The following is a 17,899-nucleotide window of genomic DNA, read 5'->3' on the forward strand; positions in this document are numbered from 1 at the left end:
GACGCGGCGGCGAACCTGTTGTCCTTCGTGCCCTCGCTCGGCACCCGCGAGGTGCTGGCGTTCGGCGAGGGCGTGGCGCTGCCGACCCGGTTGCGCTTCAAGGAAGTGCCGCCGCATCAATTGCCGCGCAGCGAGGCGACCATCGCCTCGGTGCCGTCGGTGACCGCCGGCCACGACATGCATTTCGTCAGCGCCGTCGTGGAGCGCTGGCGCGGCGCGACCTCGCAGCGCGACGTCGTGAGCGACCCCGGCATCAACGACCGGCCGGTCACCGCCCCGCGCGCGCTGTCGGTGCTGGAGGCTCCGATGCTGCAGCCGTCGCAGGGCCTCGACCCCGACCGCTTCTCGGTGCTCAAGAAGCCGCTGCGCTGATAGCGGCACGTCGGCGCACCAGTGCCTTGCGCGAACCGCGCGGTCGACTATGTTTGGCTCGAGCCGCCCAAGGCGCGAGCCGGAACCTCGTCATGACCCAATCCCTCAGCCGCTTTCCCGTGCCCGCCATCGACGCGCTGCCGGACGACATCCGTACCCGCCTGCTCGCGGTGCAGGAAAAGTCGGGCTTCGTGCCGAACGTGTTCCTGGCGCTGGCCTGGCGGCCGGACGAGTTTCGCGCGTTCTTCGCCTATCACGACGCGCTGATGGAGAAGGACGGCGGGCTCTCCAAGGCCGAGCGCGAGATGATCGTGGTGGCGACGTCGAGCGCCAACCAATGCGAATACTGCGTGGTCGCGCATGGCGCGATCCTGCGCATCCGCGCCAAGAACCCGCTGATATCCGACCAGATCGCGATCAACTACCGCAATGCCGACATCACCCCGCGCCAGCGCGCGATGCTGGACTTCGCGATGAGGATCTGCACCGAGCCGTATCTGGTTGCGGACGCGGATTTCGACGCGCTCGCAGGCCACGGCTTTTCCGAGGCCGACATCTGGGACATCGGCGCGATCGCGGCGCTGTTCGCGCTGTCGAACCGGATGGCGCATCTGACGCGGATGCGGCCGAACGCGGAATTCCATCTTCTGGGCCGGCTGCCGAAATGACCGCCTGTGGCCGTTCAGGCGGCGAGCGGTTTCGAGCTTCCGTCGGCCGCCTCGACGGGCAGTTCGAGCCGGACCCGCAATCCGCCGCCGTCGGCGGTGGCGAGGGTGACGTCGCCGCCATGCTCGCGCACATTGGTGCGCGCCACCGCGAGCCCGAGTCCGACGCCACCGGTGTCGCGATTGCGCGAGGTCTCGATGCGGTAGAACGGCGCGAACACCTTCTCGCGCTCGGCTTCCGGGATGCCCGGCCCGTCATCGTCGATGGTGATCACGGCGCGGCGGCCGACACGCTCGAGGCCGACCCGCGCCCGGCCGCCATATTTGACGGCATTGTCGATCAGGTTGGCCACCGCCCGCGAGATCGCGGTCGGGCGGCAGGTGACGTTGATGCCCTGCATTGCCGATACCTCGACGGCGCCGCCGGCATCCAGCGCGTTCTCGCAGACCGATTCGACCAGCGCCGCGAGATCGACCAGAAGCGGCGCTTCCCGCTTCGCATCGTCACGCACGAAGGTCAGCGTCGATTCGATCATGGCCGTCATCTCGTCGAGATCGGCCAGCATCTTGCGCCGGTGGGCGTCGTTGCGGATCAGCTCCGCGCGCAGCCGCAAGCGCGTCAGCGGCGTCTTCAGGTCATGCGACATCGCCGCGACCATCTGGGTGCGGTCGTTGATGAAGCGGCGCAGCCGCTCCTGCATCTGGTTGAAGGCGCGCGTCGCGGCGCGCAGCTCCCGCGGACCGGTCTCGATGAGCGCGACCGGTTCGGTGCCGGCCCCGAAGCGCTCGGCAGCCAGCCCGAATGCCGTGATCGGCCGCGCCAGCCGGCGCGCGGTCCAGGCCGACAATCCTGCAATGAGGACAGCGAGCAGAACCAGCAGCATGAACGGAAGCGGAGCGACCAGCCCCTTCTCCAGGACGAAGTCCGGCGCCTTGACCGCGAGCCACTTGCCATCCGGCAGCGCAACTTCAGCCAGCAATTCACCGGAGGTGCGGGCCACCGATCGAACTGTGCTCGTGTGACCGATGGCAACCCGCACGGTGCCCGGCGGCTCCTGCAATTGAAACTCGATCAGCTCGCGCAGCCGGAGGAGGATTGCCGGCCGCTCGATCGCGTCCAGCACGGGCTGATCGCTGATCCGCACCTCCAGGTCCTTGTCCGCGACTGCGGCAATGACGGCAGGACGATCGCTCGGGGAGATCCGCCCGACGATGCCCGCAACCGTCGCGATGCGCGCGGCAAGCAGCGGAATGCTGCGATGGCGGTTCACGGTCAGGACGCCAAAACGGTCGACGAAGACCTTCCAGTCCGCCGTACCGTCCCGCGCTTCCCTCTCGTCAAGCCAGTAATGGCTGCTGGCTCCCAGCGCGAAAGTCAGCGCGATTCCCGATGTAATCGCGAGCACGATCGTCAGCGCGATCCGGGCGGCGATGCTGTTGAGACGCCAGTCCTTCATGGTCTTGCCCCCACCGCCGCGACGCTCGCCGCGAACACATATCCCCCGCCGCGCACGGTCTTGATCAGCTCTGGGCCGTCCGGCTCGATGTTGAGCTTGCGCCGCAGCCGGCTGATCTGGACATCGACGCTGCGGTCGAAGCTGGCGGCCGCGCGACCGCGCGAGAGGTCGAGCAGTTGCTCGCGGTTGAGCACGCGCTGCGGCCGCTCGGCGAGCGCGAGCAGGAGGTCGAATTCGGCGGCGCGCAGCGGCACCAGCGCGCCGGCCGGCGAGAACAGCCGCCGCCCGCTGACGTCGAGCCGCCAGCCGCAAAACTCCAGCGCCCGGCCGGCGCCGTTCAACTGGCCGCCCGCAGGCGCGCTGGCCCGCCGCAGCACGGCGCGAACCCGCGCCAGCAGCTCCCGCGGGTTGAACGGCTTGGGCAGATAGTCGTCGGCGCCCATCTCGAGGCCGACGATGCGGTCGGTCTCGCTGCCGACTGCGGTGAGCATGACGATCGGGATCGCGGCCGAGGCGCGAACGCGCCGGCACAGGCTGAGGCCGTCCTCGCCCGGCAGCATGACGTCGAGCACGATCAGGTCGATGCGCGCGCCTTCGAGCGCCTGCATCATCGCGCGGCCGTCGTCGGCGACCGACACGCGATAGCCGTGCTGCGTCATGAACTGCGACAGCAGCGTGCGGATTTCCTTGTCGTCATCGACGATGAGAAGATGCTGGGCCATGCGCGACTATCTCGTCTGGTTCGCGAGATCGGGAAGCAGATTTTTGTAACCGCGTATTGCACGCGCCATCGGATGCAACAAAAGGCAACAAATCGGCCATTTGCGGGACATCAACGGGACAAGCGAACCACCGATTTTCCGCCCCACAGGCAGCCCGGCGGTACCGGGGCGGAGTGAGGAATGGCTATTCGTCGCGTATCTGGGGTCCTTCTGCTGGCCGTCACCATGGGAGCACCTGTCACCGAAGCTCTTGCGCAATCTTCCAGTCCTCCGAGCCTGCTTTCGCCGGTTCCGCTGCCCTCGATCTCGGGACTATGGACCGTCACCGTCGGCGCCAACGCCATCGGACAGCCGGCGTTCGAGGGAGCGAGGACGACAGCGTTCACGGCGACGCCGATCTTCTCCATCGATCGCGCCGGCGGTTCGTCGCAACGCTTCCGCAGCCAGCGCGATTCACCGAGCATCGCGCTGTTCGACTATGACGGGTTCAGCGCCGGGCCCGCCGTCAAGCTGCGAGGCGCCCGCACCGTCAGCGGCCATTTCGAGCTCAACGGGCTCGGCGACGTTGGCCTCGCGGTGGAGATCGGCGGCTTCGTGCAATATTTCCCGGTCGACTGGTTTCGCCTGCGCAGCGAGATCCGGCGCGGCTTCGGCGGCCATGACGGCGTCGTCGCCGACTTTTCGGCCGATGTGATCGTCCCGGTCTGGCAGCGCCTCACCTGGTCGGCCGGCCCCCGCTTCAGCGCGCAGAGCACCGGGGCGACCGCGCCCTATTACGGCATCACCGCGGCGCAGTCACTGGCGTCGGGCCTGCCGATGTTCGACGCCAAGGGCGGCGCGCATTCGGTCGGCGCCGGCTCGCAACTGCGCTACCAGATCACGCCGCAATGGGAGACCCACGCCTATGTGGAATATGACCGCCTGCTCGGCGATGCGGCGGCCAGCCCGCTGGTGACCCAGCGCGGTTCGCCCAACCAGGTCTCGTTCGGGGTTGGTGCGTCCTATGCTTTCGACATTCGCATCCCATAGGCGCCGGATAATGGCTTTGCGCAGCGCCTTTGCATTTGCCGCCGCAGCCCTGGCCTTAGCCTTGGCCCTGATGACCGGCGGCTGCGCCAGCATGAACACGCCGCCCGCCGAATTGCAGGCGGCCAAGACCATCGGCATCATCTCGGCGATCGGCGACGACTTCACATTGACCCGAGCGGGCCTCACCGGCCCAGCCGAGACCGAGCGCCACGCCTCGATCGAAGCATGGGGCCTCGACGACCTGATCGGGGCGCGCGCCGGCAGCAGGCTCGGCCAGCGCTTCCAGGTCAAGCCTGTCACCTACCCGCGGGCGCCCTTCGCGGCGCGCGAGCAGGCCTCCGCCTTCACCCCTTTGAACCTGAGGAGCGGCCGCGACGCCGCCCTCAAGGAGCTCGTGCGCAACCAGGTCTTACCGCAGGGGCTCGATGCCTATGTGGTGATCACCAAGGCCGAGTCCGCTTACGGCAGCCGCGGCCGCAAGGCCGCCGGGATCGGCGTCATCGAGAATGTCGCAGTGTTCGGCTCGACCGCGGTGCTGCATGCGCTCTACACCATCCATGTGATCGATGGGCATAGCTTCAAGGTGATCAGCAAACGTGCGGCGTCGCCGCTGCAGAATGCGGGCGTGTTCCGGATGGCGGGCCCGAGCCGGGAGATCGATGCCGAGCTAGCATCGGCGGCCCAGAATCCGGCCGCCAGCGAGGCGGTCAAGGCCGCCGTGATCGAGCTGATCGACCGTAGTCTCGCAACGACCATGCAGGATGTGCAGCTGGTCGACCGGTCCGGGTCGTGATCAATCATCCGACGCCGGGCCGCACCAGCCCGGCAGATAGATAGCATCCTTGCTCTTGGCGAGTTCGAGCGCCTTTTCCATCGCCTTGCCGAAATGGTCCTCCGCCACCTTGCGGGCGATATGACGCCTGAGGAAGTCGGCCCATAGAAACTCGCTGAACGGCGTGGTGTCCTTGGCGAAGCCACCGGCCCGGCGCAATTCGCCGGCGATGCTGCGGAACGGATCGTCCTTCAGCTCGGCGACCGATTTCGGCAGGTCCTTGAAATGCCGCCGCTCGCCCTTGGCATCGTAGGGATAGACCCAGCGCTTATTGTCCATGACGCCCCAGAACGCGTCGCGACCGACCATGGTGAGGTCGCCGATCACGGTGACCAGGACGTTCTTGACGCCCTCGTCGTGCAGCGCACGCGCCAGATGATGATGGTCCACGACATAGTTGCGCCCGTCCGGTCCCAGCACCACCGGGATCATGTGGCTGCCGAGCAATTCGCTCTGCTTCTTCTTCTTGTGCTCACGCCAGCGCTCGCGCTTTTCCTTGACCTCGCGCATGCCGACGGTCATCTGCGTCGGGCGCAACGACGTGATCGGGACAGGGTGCAGGATCGGATCGCGTGTATTCGCCATGGTTGGAGGCTCCCCGGTCAGGCTTGCAAAATAAATCCTTGAAAATACGCGATTATGCCACGATGACTTTGCCGAGCAACGTGTTTGCCACAAATCCATGCGCGCGGGACGAAAAGCCGATGCTGAACCGCTCGAGCGAACGGACGCTAAAGGCGCGCGTGCTGCGGTTCGGCAACCGCGAGATCGTCGCCGAGGGACCGCATCCGAGCTTCTGGACCGATATCAGCCATCGCTGCATGACGGCCTCCTGGCCGGCCTTCGTCGCCGGCGCCGCACTGGTTTTCCTCATCTTCAACGCGGCGTTCGCCCTGCTCTACTGGATCGGCAACCATCCGGTCGCCAACGTGCCCGGCGGCGCCTACATCGATTATCTGTATTTCAGCGCGGCTGTGGATGTTCAGGAACGTCGTGACCGCCGAGGGCCGCAGCACCCGCACTTTCCGCGAATTGCCGCTGCCGCGGAACGAGAGTCCCGCACTCGCCCTGAGCTGGACGCTCTTCCATGTGCTCGACGAGCAGAGCCCGCTTCACCGACTCGCCGCCGCGGACCTCGAGGCCAACGACGTCTCGTTCGTGGCGGTGGTGTCTGGATATGATGTTGTTGCGGCGCAAACTGTTCACGCTCGCAGATATTACGCACATCCGGACATCCGTTTCGGCCATCGTTATGTCGACGTGCTGAGCACCTCGGAGGCCGGACGTGTGCGGATCGACTACGGCAGGTTCCATGACACTTTCGAAGAGAACCAAGGTCCCGTGATCGTCGCATGGCGGATGGTCATAACATTTTCTGTGAGGCGCTTGGCGGCCGTGCTAAATTGATTCACGCATGAATTCGAAAGCGCAAAGCCCGTGAAAACCCAGCGGCCCGTTCCGGCGGAAGAGGAGCACCGCGTCATCCAGTTCCGGCCACGCGACCCGGCGCGATCGTCCGCATGGCGCGCCGACGCATTGATGCAACCCGTTCACAAGGACGCTCTTCACAAAGACACGCTGTGCGAGCCGCTCGACCTGTCGCGCTACGAGCGGCCGGTGGAGGAGCCGGACGACTTCCGTCACCGCATGCTGGCCAACATTGCGGCCTTCGCATTCACCGTGGCACTGACCGCGATCGGAATCTGGCTCGCCATGAGCATCGCCGACATGCGCCGAACCCAGGATTGTATCCTGCTGGGCCAGCGCGATTGTGCGCGCATCGCAACCCCCGACTCGCCGCTCTAGAATCGGCCTTGCGTGGCGGCGCGATTTCTGCGCCATTCCCCGTTCGCCACCTCTTCCCGCCTCCATTGAACTAACCGCGGCGCTCCGTTATACGGGCATGCGACTGCCGGATGGGGGAACGGGGCGTTTCGGGGCGCGACGCCCGCTGCCCGCGCCATCCTGGAAATTACCTCCAATATATCAAAGGCTTAGTGATGTCTACCACATTCGATCAGGTCGCCACGATCATCGCTGAGACCTGCGACATACCGCGCGACACGATTACGCCGGATAGCCACGCGATCGACGATCTGGGCATCGACAGCCTCGATTTCCTCGACATCGCGTTCGCCATCGACAAGGCTTTCGGGATCAAGCTGCCGCTGGAAAAATGGACGCAGGAGGTCAACGACGGCAAGGCAACCACCGAGCAGTATTTCGTGCTCAAGAACCTTTGCGCACGTATCGACGAGCTGGTCGCAGCCAAGGGTGCGGGCGCACAGCCTTAAGGGTCATGCAGTTCGAATATTTCCAGATGATCGATCGGATTCTCGACCTCAACATGGACGAGAAGACGATTACGGTCGAAGCCCAGGTTCCCCAGCACAACACCGTGTTCGAGGGGCATTTTCCCGGCTATCCGATCATGCCAGGCGTGCTCCTGATCGAGACCATGGCGCAATGCTCCGGCTGGCTGTTGGTCGGCCTGATGAAGTTCGAGCGCATGCCGTTTCTGGCCGCGGTCAAGGAGGCCAAGATGCGCGGCTTCGTCCCGCCCGGCGAGCTCCTGACCGTCCATGCCAGCATCCACCACGAAGGCTCGGGCTACGCCATAACCGAGGCGAAGATCACGGTTGGTGGCAAGACCCGCTGCAATGCCACGCTGATGCTGAGTCACATTCCCTTCCCCAATCCTGACCTCCGCGGGCACATGGATGCCGTGGCCAAGCGAATCGGCTTTCCGCAGCAAGCGTTGTTGCCATGACCGAAACGACAGAAGTGCGACCGGGTCCGGCGGAAGTCTGGATCACCGGCATCGGCCTTGCCACGTCGCTCGGCGAGGGGCTCGACGCCAACTGGGAGGCGCTCAACGAGCGGCGCGTCAACGTCGACACCAAGGTGGTCGCACCCTATGCCGTCCACCCCTTCGCGCCGGTCAATCTGGACAAGCAGATTCCGAAGAAGGGCGATCAGCGCCAGATGGAAGCCTGGCAGCGGATCGGTACCTATGCCGCGGGGCTTGCGCTCGATTCGGCGGGCGTCAAAGGCAACAAGGAGATCCTCTCGCGGATGGACATGGTCGTCGCCGCCGCCGGCGGCGAGCGCGACCTTGCGGTCGATTCCGCGATCCTCACCGCGCAGGCAAAGGGCAATGCCGCCCCCGGCCTGCTCAACGAGCGGTTGATGGGCGACCTGCGTCCGACCCTGTTCCTGGCGCAATTGTCCAACCTGCTCGCCGGCAACATCGCCATCGTGCACGGCGTGTGCGGGACATCGCGCACTTTCATGGGCGAGGAAGCCGCCGGCGTCGATGCCGCGCGCAACGTGATCTCACGCATCAGCGCCGGCCAGAGCGAGATCGCGCTGATCGGTGGCTCGCAGAACAGCGAGCGGCGGGACATCCTGATGCTCTACGAGTTCGGCGACTTCTGCCTCAAGGACGAATTCGCGCCGGTCTGGGCGCGGCAGGGCCATAGCGGTTTCGCGCTCGGTTCGGCCGGCGCCTTCCTGGTCGTCGAATCCAAGGCGCATGCGACGGCGCGAGGCGCCAAGCCGTTTGCGCGGCTGAAGACCGTGGTCAGCGATCACAGCCTGCGCCGGCAGCCGGGCGACGTGACGGCGACGCTGGGCAAGCTGTGGTCCGAGCTCGGCCCGCTCGAGCCTGACGGCGCCATTCTCACCTGCGCCACCGGTGCCGAGCCCGTCACCTCCGAGGAGCGCAGCTTCCTCGGCCAGCATCCAGGTTACGCGGTGCGGGCGACCGGCACGAGCTTCGGCCACACCATGGAGGCCCAGTTTCCGCTCGGGATCGCGCTCGCCGCCTTGTCGGTCTCGCGCGGCGCGCTCTATCCACCGAACGATTCGAGTGGGTTCGAGATTGAAATGACGAAGCCGCCGACCCAGATTGTGGTGGTCTGCGCCGGTCACTGGCGCGGCGAAGGCATGGCGCTGGTCGAGGCGGTCAGCTAACGACGTTGCAAGGGGGGGACCATGACGGCACCACGCGATAAATCCGGCAGGCCGATCGTCGTCGTCACCGGCATGGGTGTCGTGACCTCGCTCGGCGCGGGCAAGGCCGACAACTGGTCGAAGCTGACGGCGGGCTGTTCCGGCATCCACACCATCAGCCGCTTTCCCATCGACGGATTGAAGACGACGATGGCGGGAACGGTGGATTTCATTCCGGTCGAGCCGTTCACTTCCTCCGGCCTCAGCGAACGGCTGGCCGAACTGGCGACCGAAGAGGCGATCGAGCAGTCCGGTATCGGCCGCAAGGGGGACTTCCCGGGCCCGCTATTCCTCGCCGTCGCGCCGATCGAGATGGAATGGCCGCAGCGCATGGAATTGGGCCGCGTCACCGGCAAGCAGGAGATCGACTACAAAGACCTCCTGAGCGTCAGCGGCGGCGGCGACTTCACCCGCTATCATCGGCGCTTCCTGTTCGGATCGGTCGCGGATTTTCTCGCCGAACGTTTCGGCACCAAGGGCTCGCCGATCTCGCTCTCGACGGCCTGCGCCTCGGGCGCGACCGCGATCCAGCTCGGCGTCGAGGCGATCCGCCGTGGCGAAACCGACGTCGCGCTGTGCGTGGGTGCCGAAGGCTCGGTCAATCCGGAGGCGCTGGTCCGCTTCTCCCTGCTCTCGGCGCTGTCGACACAGAACGAGCCGCCGCAGGGCGCGTCAAAGCCATTCTCCAAGAACCGCGACGGCTTCGTGATGGCGGAAGGCGCCGGCGCCCTGGTGCTGGAAAGCTACGAGGCTGCGACCGCGCGCGGCGCCAACATTCTCGGCGTTCTCGCCGGCTGCGGCGAGCTCACCGATTCCTTCCACCGCACGCGCTCGAGCCCCGACGGCAAGCCGATCATCGGCTGCATGAAAAAGACCCTGGCCGACGCCAGCATGGAGCCCGCGCAGATCGACCACATCAACGCACATGGCACCGCCACGCCCGAAAACGACAAGATGGAATATCAGACGACCCTGGCGGTGTTCGGCGAGCTTGCCCAGAAGATTCCGGTCACCTCCAACAAGTCGATGGTCGGGCACACCATCTCGGCGGCCGGCGCGGTCGAGGCGGTGTTCTCGCTGCTGACGTTGGAGCATCAGCGGATCCCGCCGACCATCAACTATGACAATCCGGATCCGACGATCCTGTTCGACGTGGTCGGCAACAAGGCGCGTGACGCGCGCGTCACCGCGGTCATGTCGAACTCGTTCGGCTTTGGCGGCCAGAACGCGTCGCTGATCCTGACCCGCGAGCCGGCCTGACCCTCGACCTTCGTTTTCGTCATGTCACTGTTTACGGCTCGCCTGAAGGCGGGGATTCGCAGCGCGGGCAAGGGTCTCGGCGAAGCCGCGATCGGCGCGCTGACGGTCGCCATGCTGCGCGGCACCCGCTATTTCGACGCCGACGGCACCGCCGACCGGTTCGCCCGCATCGCCCGAATGATCGGTCCGCGGCTGCGCGAGCACCGCATCGGCCGCGCCAACCTCACCGCCGCCTTTCCTGAAAAATCGCCAGACGAGATCGAGACGATCCTGATGGGTGTCTGGGACAATCTTGGCCGGGTCGGCGCCGAATTCGCCCATCTCGATCACATCTGGGATTACGACCAGAACTTTCCGGCGCGCTATGGCCGCATCGAGGTGCCGTCGCGAAGCTACGAGCTGTTCTTCCAGTTGAAGGATGACAACAAGCCTGCGCTGGTCTTCACGAGCCACCTCGCCAATTGGGAGCTGCCGGCGCTGGCCGCCGCCGCGCACGGCATCGAGGCCTCGGTGCTCTATCGCCGGCCGAACATCGCTTCCGCCGACCGCATCATCCAGCAGATCCGGCAGGTGAAGATGGGCACGCTGGTCCCCGCCGGTCGCGACGCACCGATCCGGCTTGCCGAGGCGCTCAAGCGTGGCGAGCATGTCGGCATGCTGGTCGACCAGTATCTGACCAACGGCGTCGAGGTCTCCTTCTTCGGCCGCAAGACCCGGGCCAATCCGATGCTGGCCCGCCTCGTCCGCCAGATCGATTGCCCGATCCATGGCGTGCGCATCACCCGCCTGCCCGGCGGCCATCGCTTCCGCGCCGAGTTGACGGAGGAAGTACAGCCGGTGCGCAACGGCAGCGGCCAGATCGACGTACAGGGCACGACGCAGGCCATCACCTCGGTGGTCGAGGGCTGGGTTCGAGAGCATCCCGAGCAGTGGCTGTGGCTGCACCGGAGATGGCGGTAGCGGCGCATGTTCTCACGGCACGTCAGGAGGTACTTTTATCAGTCGGGAATGCTGAACAGGAACGTCGCGCCGCGGCGGACTTCCGCCTCGGCCCAGATGCGTCCGCCATGACGCCGGACCACGCGCGCCGCGATCGACAGGCCAATCCCTGTGCCCTCGTATTGCTCCGAACTGTGGAAGCGCTGAAACGCCCCAAAGAGCTTTCCGGCCTGCGTCATGTCGAAGCCGGCGCCGTTATCCCGAACCGAATGGATTCCGGAAAGCGGCGATCCCGGCTGCTCCGCTATTGGCCGTGGTCTCGCGCAGCGACTTGCAGCAGGGGATCATCGTCGATCAGAAAGAGGCGCAATCGCGGCGGCATCGCGGGTGCGGACGCTGGCGACGACCAACAGCATGAGACGCATGCGTAACGACGGCCGCCGAACCCGCTCCGCCGGCGCGGCAATCGCACCCTCGGGAAACACGCGTTCCATGGCCGGCTTGATCAATTAATGCGTGCAAGAATCAATTGTCACACGAAGCTAGCACGACCGCCGGGCGACAGCCAAAGGCAACGCATGAGAAGAGCCATTTGTTCACCCGCGCGAAGACCGCGCGGACGCCCGGCTCACGCGCCACGCCATTGCGCCCGAACCCTGAATACGAACGACCATGGCCGCATTGTCCGTAGACTCCCGGACTGCGTCCTTAAATGTTTTTTCGCGCTTCTCGCAAAATATGCGTCAATCAACGCGCAATGAACCCGGTCCCGCAGGCAGCCATTGATCAACCGCCCGCTGGGGGTGCACAGCGCAGCCGTGCCTCTCTCGATACGCACTTCGACATGGAGATTCGATGTTTGGCCGTAAGCCCAGCTCCGACACGCTCACGCTGTTGTCCACGAAGACCATCAGCGCGAACGTGATGATAGCGGATGAAAATTTCAACATCGTCTACATGAACGATGCTGTTGTAGCGTTGTTGCGCGAGGCCGAGGCCGATCTGAAAAAGGAGATTCCGCGGTTCAGCGTCGCCACGCTGATCGGAACCAGCATCGACGTCTTCCACAAGGATCCAAGTCATCAAAGACGGCTGCTGCAAGGCCTCACGTCAGCACATCGCGCAACGATCCGGATCGGCAAACGAACGTTCGACCTCTTGGCGTCGCCGGTAAGCAAGCCCGACGGGAGTCGCGCCGGCGTGGTTGTCGAATGGGCCGACGCCTCAGCTCGTTTGCAAAACATGGATTTTGCTGCGCTGTTCGCGGCCACCAACCGCTCGCAGGCAGTCATCGAATTCACCATGGACGGAAAGGTCGTCACCGCCAACGAAAACTTTCTGAAGACACTGGGTTATTCGCTGAGCGAAATCCAGGGCCAGCATCATAGCATGTTCGTCGAGCCGTCGGAGCGCGACGGTGCGGGTTATCGGGAGTTCTGGGCCGCGCTGAATCGCGGCGACTATCGGGCCGCGGAATACAAGCGGATTGGCAAAGGCGGCAAGGAGGTCTGGATCCAGGCCTCCTACAATCCGGTCCTCGACGAAAAGGGAAAACCCTTCAAGGTCGTCAAATTTGCAACGGACATCACGGCGCAGAAACTGAAGAATGCCGATCTCGCCGGCCAGATCGAAGCGATTGGCAAGTCGCAGGCCGTGATCGAGTTCAACATGGACGGCACGATCATCACCGCCAACGACAATTTCCTGAACGCACTGGGCTATTCCCTGAATGAGATCAAGGGCAAGCATCACGGCCTGTTCGTCGAGCCGTCGGAGCGCGACAGCGTGGCCTATCGCGACTTCTGGGCCAGTCTCAACCGGGGACAATACCAGGCTGCCGAATACAAGCGTATCGGTAAGGGCGGCAAGGAAGTCTACATTCAGGCGTCCTACAATCCCATTCTCGACATGAACGGCAGGCCGTTCAAGGTCATCAAATATGCGACCGACGTCACCAGGCAGGTGCTCGTCCGCATGGGCAACGAGCGGGTCCGTGGCATGATGGAATCGGTCGCCGCCGGCGCCGAGGAACTGAATGCGTCGGTTCGCGAGATCTCCGAAGCCATGACCAAGTCGAGGGAAACTGCGACAAGCGCGGTGGATCGGGTGGCCGCCGCCGACGCCCAGGCGCAACGTCTCAACGATGCCGCCCAGGCGATGAGCGGAATCATCGAACTGATCAACAACATCACGGGGCAGATCAACCTGCTTGCGCTGAACGCAACGATTGAATCGGCGCGGGCGGGAGAAGCCGGCAGGGGTTTTGCCGTGGTCGCCTCCGAGGTCAAGAACCTGGCAACCCAGGCCAAGCAGGCCACCGACAAGATCGGTCACGAGATCGGAAACCTCAATGGCATCTCCGGAGACGTGGTCAGCGCTCTCGGCGAGATCAGGCATGCCATCAGTAGCGTGAGCGAGTACGTCACATCGACGGCGGCTGCGGTGGAAGAGCAGAGCACCGTGACGAACGAGATGTCGACCAGCATGCAGCGCGCTGCGGCGGAGGCGGCCAGGATTGCGGCCGGCTGAAGACGGGCCGACAGGCAGGTACGCCGCGCTGGTCGAGTTCCCGAACCGAGGTAGCTATTGCACAGGCTTGGCTTTGACAGGTTGTACTGTCAGCCGGTAAGCGACCCGACGGGACCGTCGAAACTTTCGGGAAGCTGACCACTTCGCCGTCTCATGATTCGAGCGCCCGCCCGCGGCGAGGTCTATGAGGAGTTCTATTGCTCGCCGAGCAACTTGCCGGTTTTCGGATTAACGAAGTGAAGTTGGGGCGCAGGCAGGGCAGGCCACCTGGCGGCAGGAATCTTCAGAATCCTCGGGCGCATCTGGCAGCCAATGCTGCAGATTGAGGCCCGTTCGGGGACATTTGATGATCACGTGGCGACCCATATGCCCAGTATCGACAACATGGCCATCTGTGAAAACTACGTATGTTTACGCAATTGGCCGAATTGCGGATGGAGCGCAATTCAGGAATTGCACGCTCGATTTCGAGAAGCCGGTATCCGCCGAGGGCGACGCAGACTATCATACGCCCTCATGAAACTCCTGTTGATCAATCCGAACACGACCGAGACCATGACGGCGACGATCGAAGCCGCCGGCAAGGCCGTCGCCGCGTCCGGAACGGAGATTCGGGCTGTGACCGCCCCACTCGGGCCGGCGTCGATCGAGGGCTTCTATGATGAGGCCTTCGCGGTGCCCGGCGTGATCCAGGCGCTGCGCGAGGCGCCCGACGCCGACGCCGCGGTGATCGCCTGCTTCGACGATACCGGGCTCGACGCGGCGCGCAGTTTTGCCCCCTTCCCCGTCGTCGGGATCTGCGAGGCCGCACTTCTGACCGCGGGACAGGTCGGCAAGCGAATTGGCGTCGTCACGACGCTGTCGCGCTCGGTGGTTCCGCTGGAGGAATTGGCGGGGAAATACGGCTTTGCCGAGCGCGCGCGAATCTACGCCTGCGACGTCGCTGTGCTCGACATCGATCATCCCGAGACCGGTGCACGGGCCAAGATCGAAGGCGAGATCGGCCGTGCCATCGCCGATGGCGCCGATACGATCGTGCTGGGCTGCGCCGGCATGGCGGATCTGGCGTCGCAACTCTCGAGCGTTTTCGGCGTGCCGGTCGTCGACGGCGTCGCCGCCGCCGTCAAGCAGGCCGAGGCCCTGGTGACGCTGAAGCTCAAGACCTCCAGACGCGGCGCCTATGCCACGCCGCTGCGGAAGGCCTATCGCGGGGCGCTCGCCGGCTTTGCACCGGAAGCTTGAGCAACGGCTGCCGATCGTCGCCGCCGCCCGTGCTATTTCACAAGACCGACCTCACGAAGCACCTCGCCGGTGTGCTCGCCGAGCGCCGGCGGCCCGCGCCGGATGTCCGGGCCTCTCCCCGACATCATGATCGGCGAACCGAATGTCTTCACACGCTCGCCGCCCGGCAGATCGATATCCTGAACCCAGCCCATGTGCACGACCTGCGGATCGGTGAGCGCATCCGCATAGGAAGCCACCGGACCACAGGGCACGCCGACATCCGTGAAGGCCTCGATCAGGGAACTGACCGAGCGGTCGGCAAAGACGGCCTCCAGCAGCGCGCACAGCGCGACCTGATTCCGGGCGCGCAGCGCGGTCGAGGCAAAGCGCGGATCGTCGAACAGCTCGGGACGATCGATCACCTCGCAGACCGAGCGCCAGAGCTTCTGGTTGCCGGCCGCCATCACGAAATAGCCGTCGGCGGCGCGGAACGCCTGGTACGGCGCGTTGCGGGGATGGGCGGAGCCGAGCCGCGCCGGGTTGCGTCCGCTGCCGAAATACTCGCTGGTCTGCAACGCGGCGATGCCGAGCGAGGCGCCGAGCATGGCGATGTCGATATGCTGGCCCGGCGCGCCCTGGCGCACCGCGTGGAGCAGTGCCATCACGGAGAAGGCTGCATACAGCCCCGAGCTGAAATCGGACACCGGCACGCCGCACTTGACCGGCGCGCTGTCGGGCTCTCCCGTCACGCTCATGATGCCGGACAGCGCCTGGATGGTGAGATCGAAGCCGCCTTCGTTGACGCGGGGGCCGCTCTGGCCGAACGCGGAGATCGAGCAATAGATCAGGTCCGGCCGCTCGGCCTTGAACGATTCATAGCCGAGGCCGAGCCGCTCCATCACGCCCGGCCGGTTGTTCTCGATGACGATGTCGGCGGACAGGATCAGGGCGCGCGCGGCGCGCCTGCCGGCCTCGCTCTTGAGGTCCAGCACCGCCGAACGCTTGTTGCGGTTGACGGAGGCGAAGTTCTCGCTGAAGCCGTCGCGCAAGGGAGGCCATTGCCGCATGCCGTCGCCATCGGGGCTCTCGACCTTGATCACGTCGGCGCCCATGTCGGCGAACAGCATGCCGCAGAACGGACCGGCGGCAACGTGGCAGAACTCGATGACTTTGACCCCCTGCAGTAACTGCATCAGGCTGGAACTCCCTTGAGTTGCACGGGCGGGCCTACCTGCCGGTCTTCACCTTGGTCCAGAGCCGATTGATGATGCGCTGGGTGGCGGGGTCGCGCGCGGTAATCACGAACAGTTTTGCGAGCGTCGCATCGTCCGGATAGATGTTCTTGTCGTTGAGGATCTTCGGGTCGATCAGCTTCTGGCTCGCGAGGTTGCCGTTGGCGTAGGAAAGGAAATCCGAATTCCTGGCAGCGACCTCCGGCCGGTAGAGATAATTGATCAGCTCGTAGGCTTCCGCGACATGTTCGGCGTCGGCCGGGATCGCGAGATTGTCGAAGAACATCTGCGCGCCCTCCTTCGGGATCGTGTAGCCGATTTCGATGCCGTTCCTGGCGTCGGCCGCGCGGCTGCGCGCCTGCATGACGTCGCCGGACCAGCCGACGACCAGGCAGATCTCGCCGGTCGCGAGCGCGCTCAGATATTCCGATGAATGAAACTTGCGGACATAGGGCCGAACCTTGCTGACGAGCTCGGCCGCCTTCTCCAGGTCCGCGGGCTTGGTCGAGTTGGGATCAAGCCCGAGATAGCCGAGCGCGGCGGGGAAAATGTCGTCGGCGGAATCCAGCATGTGGACGCCGCAATCCCTGAATTTCGCGAGGTTCTCCGGCTTGAAGACGATGTCCCAGCTGTCGATCTTCGCTTCGGCCCCGAGGATCTGCTGCGCCATCTTGACGTTGTAGCCGATGCCGGTGGTGCCCCACATGTAGTTGGCAGCGTAACGGTTGCCGGGGTCGTAGGTGGCGAGACGCTGCGTCACCACGGCCCACGCATTGGCGAGGTTCGGCAATTTCGACCTGTCGAGGGGCTGGAAGACTTTGGCCTTGATCTGGCGCTGCAGGAAATAGGCGGTGGGAACCACGACGTCGTAGCCGGACTTGCCCGCGAGCAGCCGCGTTTCCAGCGTCTCGTTGGCGTCGAAGGTGTCGTAGACGACCTTGATGCCGGTCTCCTTGGTGAAAGTCTCCAGGACGTCCGGCGCCATGTAGTTCGACCAGTTGTAGAAATTGACGACGCGCTGCTGGGCGCCCGCCGGCAGCATGCCGAGCCACAGCGAGGCCGCGACCGCGGCGATGAGGGTAAGCCGGCAGCGGCCCAGATCGCGCATCTCGTTCTTGCCTCTTATCGTCGTCGATGCACCGCGTCCGACAATCGCTCCAGCGCGGTATCGATCGTTGCGTCCTGCTTTGCGAAACAGAAGCGGACCACCGAGGTCACCGCGTCCTGCTCGTAGAACGCCGACACCGGGATCGCCGCCACCTTATACTCGGTGACGATGCGCCTGCAGAAGGCCTCGTCGGTCTCGTTCAATCCGAGCGGCGATAGATCGACCGTCAGGAAATAGGTGCCCTGCGCGCGCAGCACCGGAAAGCCGAGGTTTTCGAGGCCCGCCGTCAGCCGATCGCGGCTTCTGGCGAGATCTTTGCGCATACCGAAGAAATAATCGTCGGACTTGCCGAGCCCATACGCCACCGCCGCCTGCAGATTGGGCGCGGTGGTGAAGGTCAGGAACTGGTGCACCTTGGCAGCGACGCGGAGCAGCGGCGGCGCAGCGCAGACAAAGCCGATCTTCCAGCCCGTGAGCGAGAAAATCTTTCCGGCCGAGCCGACCTTGATAGTGCGA

19 protein-coding genes and 1 pseudogene are annotated in these 17,899 nt (G+C 64.9%); 13 read left to right on the top strand and 7 right to left on the bottom strand.

The features are described from left to right. Nucleotides 1-372: pseudogene (locus JOY90_RS32710) on the top strand (ATPase); the annotation flags it as partial. A 92-nt stretch (nucleotides 373-464) separates the two neighbouring features. After that, on the top strand, nucleotides 465-1,040 hold the full coding sequence (locus JOY90_RS32715) for a peroxidase-related enzyme (protein ID WP_291695226.1): 576 nt from the start codon (nucleotides 465-467) through the stop codon (nucleotides 1,038-1,040). Nucleotides 1,041-1,054: 14 nt separating this feature from the next. Here JOY90_RS32715 and JOY90_RS32720 read toward each other — a convergent pair whose 3' ends face one another. Both JOY90_RS32720 and JOY90_RS32725 read right to left on the bottom strand, forming a co-directional pair. Next, complete coding sequence (locus JOY90_RS32720; RefSeq protein WP_291695227.1) at nucleotides 1,055-2,494, bottom strand: ATP-binding protein; 1,440 nt, start codon at nucleotides 2,492-2,494, stop codon at nucleotides 1,055-1,057. Continuing rightward, the gene (locus JOY90_RS32725; RefSeq protein WP_291695228.1) at nucleotides 2,491-3,216 is read right to left on the bottom strand and encodes a response regulator; all 726 of its coding nucleotides are present in this window, start codon (nucleotides 3,214-3,216) and stop codon (nucleotides 2,491-2,493) included. Before JOY90_RS32725 ends, JOY90_RS32720 begins: the two co-directional genes overlap by 4 nt. A 180-nt stretch (nucleotides 3,217-3,396) precedes the next feature. Between JOY90_RS32725 and JOY90_RS32730 the strand changes: the two genes are divergently transcribed. Further along, the gene (locus JOY90_RS32730) at nucleotides 3,397-4,245 is read left to right on the top strand and encodes a MipA/OmpV family protein (RefSeq protein WP_291695229.1); all 849 of its coding nucleotides are present in this window, start codon (nucleotides 3,397-3,399) and stop codon (nucleotides 4,243-4,245) included. Between the two features lie 10 nt (nucleotides 4,246-4,255). Further along, entirely contained in the window at nucleotides 4,256-5,038 is a 783-nt protein-coding gene (locus JOY90_RS32735; RefSeq protein ID WP_291695230.1) for a hypothetical protein, read from the top strand. Here JOY90_RS32735 and JOY90_RS32740 read toward each other — a convergent pair whose 3' ends face one another. Then, nucleotides 5,039-5,662, bottom strand: coding sequence for a ParB-like protein (locus JOY90_RS32740; protein WP_291695231.1), 624 nt, complete (start codon nucleotides 5,660-5,662; stop codon nucleotides 5,039-5,041). It lies immediately after the preceding gene. 393 nt (nucleotides 5,663-6,055) lie between these two features. Between JOY90_RS32740 and JOY90_RS32745 the strand changes: the two genes are divergently transcribed. The 7 genes from JOY90_RS32745 to JOY90_RS32775 all read left to right on the top strand — a co-directional run bounded on the left by JOY90_RS32745 (nucleotide 6,056) and on the right by JOY90_RS32775 (nucleotide 11,311). After that, nucleotides 6,056-6,484: a hypothetical protein gene (locus JOY90_RS32745; protein WP_291695232.1), complete on the top strand. Its 429-nt coding sequence runs from the start codon at nucleotides 6,056-6,058 to the stop codon at nucleotides 6,482-6,484. 30 nt (nucleotides 6,485-6,514) lie between these two features. Then, nucleotides 6,515-6,883 carry a hypothetical protein gene (locus JOY90_RS32750; RefSeq protein WP_291695233.1) on the top strand — a complete coding sequence of 123 codons (369 nt, stop codon included), beginning with the start codon at nucleotides 6,515-6,517 and terminating at the stop codon, nucleotides 6,881-6,883. Nucleotides 6,884-7,077: 194 nt separating this feature from the next. Continuing rightward, nucleotides 7,078-7,371 carry an acyl carrier protein gene (locus JOY90_RS32755; protein WP_291695242.1) on the top strand — a complete coding sequence of 98 codons (294 nt, stop codon included), beginning with the start codon at nucleotides 7,078-7,080 and terminating at the stop codon, nucleotides 7,369-7,371. 5 nt (nucleotides 7,372-7,376) lie between these two features. Next, entirely contained in the window at nucleotides 7,377-7,847 is a 471-nt protein-coding gene (locus JOY90_RS32760; RefSeq protein WP_291695234.1) for a 3-hydroxyacyl-ACP dehydratase FabZ family protein, read from the top strand. Beyond that, nucleotides 7,844-9,052, top strand: a complete 1,209-nt coding sequence (locus tag JOY90_RS32765; protein WP_291695235.1) for a beta-ketoacyl-ACP synthase — start codon at nucleotides 7,844-7,846, stop codon at nucleotides 9,050-9,052. The genes JOY90_RS32760 and JOY90_RS32765 overlap by 4 nt, the downstream gene beginning before the upstream one ends. Nucleotides 9,053-9,073: 21 nt before the next feature. After that, entirely contained in the window at nucleotides 9,074-10,351 is a 1,278-nt protein-coding gene (locus tag JOY90_RS32770) for a beta-ketoacyl-ACP synthase (protein ID WP_291695236.1), read from the top strand. Nucleotides 10,352-10,372: 21 nt separating this feature from the next. Beyond that, nucleotides 10,373-11,311 (top strand): lipid A biosynthesis lauroyl acyltransferase, encoded by a 939-nt coding sequence (locus JOY90_RS32775; protein WP_291695237.1) that lies wholly within the window; start codon nucleotides 10,373-10,375, stop codon nucleotides 11,309-11,311. Nucleotides 11,312-11,349: 38 nt separating this feature from the next. Here the strand turns inward: JOY90_RS32775 and JOY90_RS32780 are convergent, their stop codons facing one another. Beyond that, nucleotides 11,350-11,598, bottom strand: a complete 249-nt coding sequence (locus tag JOY90_RS32780; RefSeq protein ID WP_367277025.1) for an ATP-binding protein — start codon at nucleotides 11,596-11,598, stop codon at nucleotides 11,350-11,352. Between the two features lie 547 nt (nucleotides 11,599-12,145). On the opposite strand from JOY90_RS32780, the gene JOY90_RS32785 reads away from it, so the two are divergent. Continuing rightward, nucleotides 12,146-13,819, top strand: a complete 1,674-nt coding sequence (locus tag JOY90_RS32785) for a PAS domain-containing methyl-accepting chemotaxis protein (RefSeq protein ID WP_291695238.1) — start codon at nucleotides 12,146-12,148, stop codon at nucleotides 13,817-13,819. Nucleotides 13,820-14,335: 516 nt separating this feature from the next. Continuing rightward, on the top strand, nucleotides 14,336-15,061 hold the full coding sequence (locus tag JOY90_RS32790) for an aspartate/glutamate racemase family protein (RefSeq protein ID WP_291695244.1): 726 nt from the start codon (nucleotides 14,336-14,338) through the stop codon (nucleotides 15,059-15,061). Nucleotides 15,062-15,093: 32 nt separating this feature from the next. Here JOY90_RS32790 and JOY90_RS32795 read toward each other — a convergent pair whose 3' ends face one another. The 3 genes from JOY90_RS32795 to JOY90_RS32805 all read right to left on the bottom strand — a co-directional run. Then, the gene (locus JOY90_RS32795) at nucleotides 15,094-16,236 is read right to left on the bottom strand and encodes a CaiB/BaiF CoA-transferase family protein (RefSeq protein WP_291695239.1); all 1,143 of its coding nucleotides are present in this window, start codon (nucleotides 16,234-16,236) and stop codon (nucleotides 15,094-15,096) included. 34 nt (nucleotides 16,237-16,270) lie between these two features. Then, on the bottom strand, nucleotides 16,271-17,383 hold the full coding sequence (locus JOY90_RS32800) for a polyamine ABC transporter substrate-binding protein (RefSeq protein ID WP_291695240.1): 1,113 nt from the start codon (nucleotides 17,381-17,383) through the stop codon (nucleotides 16,271-16,273). Nucleotides 17,384-17,397: 14 nt separating this feature from the next. Further along, the coding region (locus tag JOY90_RS32805; protein WP_291695241.1) for an aminotransferase class I/II-fold pyridoxal phosphate-dependent enzyme at nucleotides 17,398-17,899 on the bottom strand (502 nt) is incomplete at its 5' end.

Origin of the sequence: Bradyrhizobium sp., assembly GCF_019242285.1 — a bacterium.
GTDB lineage: Bacteria > Pseudomonadota > Alphaproteobacteria > Rhizobiales > Xanthobacteraceae > Bradyrhizobium.

What these genes read in the sequence shown, in the direction of transcription:
- JOY90_RS32785 (WP_291695238.1), top strand. Translation starts at nt 12,146, where the DNA reads ATGTTTGGCCGTAAGCCCAGCTCCGACACGCTCACGCTGTTGTCCACG.
- JOY90_RS32715 (WP_291695226.1), top strand. Translation starts at nt 465, where the DNA reads ATGACCCAATCCCTCAGCCGCTTTCCCGTGCCCGCCATCGACGCGCTG.
- JOY90_RS32725 (WP_291695228.1), bottom strand. Translation starts at nt 3,216, where the DNA reads ATGGCCCAGCATCTTCTCATCGTCGATGACGACAAGGAAATCCGCACG.
- JOY90_RS32745 (WP_291695232.1), top strand. Translation starts at nt 6,056, where the DNA reads ATGTTCAGGAACGTCGTGACCGCCGAGGGCCGCAGCACCCGCACTTTC.
- JOY90_RS32795 (WP_291695239.1), bottom strand. Translation starts at nt 16,236, where the DNA reads ATGCAGTTACTGCAGGGGGTCAAAGTCATCGAGTTCTGCCACGTTGCC.
- JOY90_RS32720 (WP_291695227.1), bottom strand. Translation starts at nt 2,494, where the DNA reads ATGAAGGACTGGCGTCTCAACAGCATCGCCGCCCGGATCGCGCTGACG.
- JOY90_RS32800 (WP_291695240.1), bottom strand. Translation starts at nt 17,383, where the DNA reads ATGCGCGATCTGGGCCGCTGCCGGCTTACCCTCATCGCCGCGGTCGCG.
- JOY90_RS32775 (WP_291695237.1), top strand. Translation starts at nt 10,373, where the DNA reads ATGTCACTGTTTACGGCTCGCCTGAAGGCGGGGATTCGCAGCGCGGGC.
- JOY90_RS32770 (WP_291695236.1), top strand. Translation starts at nt 9,074, where the DNA reads ATGACGGCACCACGCGATAAATCCGGCAGGCCGATCGTCGTCGTCACC.
- JOY90_RS32730 (WP_291695229.1), top strand. Translation starts at nt 3,397, where the DNA reads ATGGCTATTCGTCGCGTATCTGGGGTCCTTCTGCTGGCCGTCACCATG.
- JOY90_RS32765 (WP_291695235.1), top strand. Translation starts at nt 7,844, where the DNA reads ATGACCGAAACGACAGAAGTGCGACCGGGTCCGGCGGAAGTCTGGATC.
- JOY90_RS32760 (WP_291695234.1), top strand. Translation starts at nt 7,377, where the DNA reads ATGCAGTTCGAATATTTCCAGATGATCGATCGGATTCTCGACCTCAAC.
- JOY90_RS32790 (WP_291695244.1), top strand. Translation starts at nt 14,336, where the DNA reads ATGAAACTCCTGTTGATCAATCCGAACACGACCGAGACCATGACGGCG.
- JOY90_RS32740 (WP_291695231.1), bottom strand. Translation starts at nt 5,662, where the DNA reads ATGGCGAATACACGCGATCCGATCCTGCACCCTGTCCCGATCACGTCG.
- JOY90_RS32755 (WP_291695242.1), top strand. Translation starts at nt 7,078, where the DNA reads ATGTCTACCACATTCGATCAGGTCGCCACGATCATCGCTGAGACCTGC.
- JOY90_RS32735 (WP_291695230.1), top strand. Translation starts at nt 4,256, where the DNA reads ATGGCTTTGCGCAGCGCCTTTGCATTTGCCGCCGCAGCCCTGGCCTTA.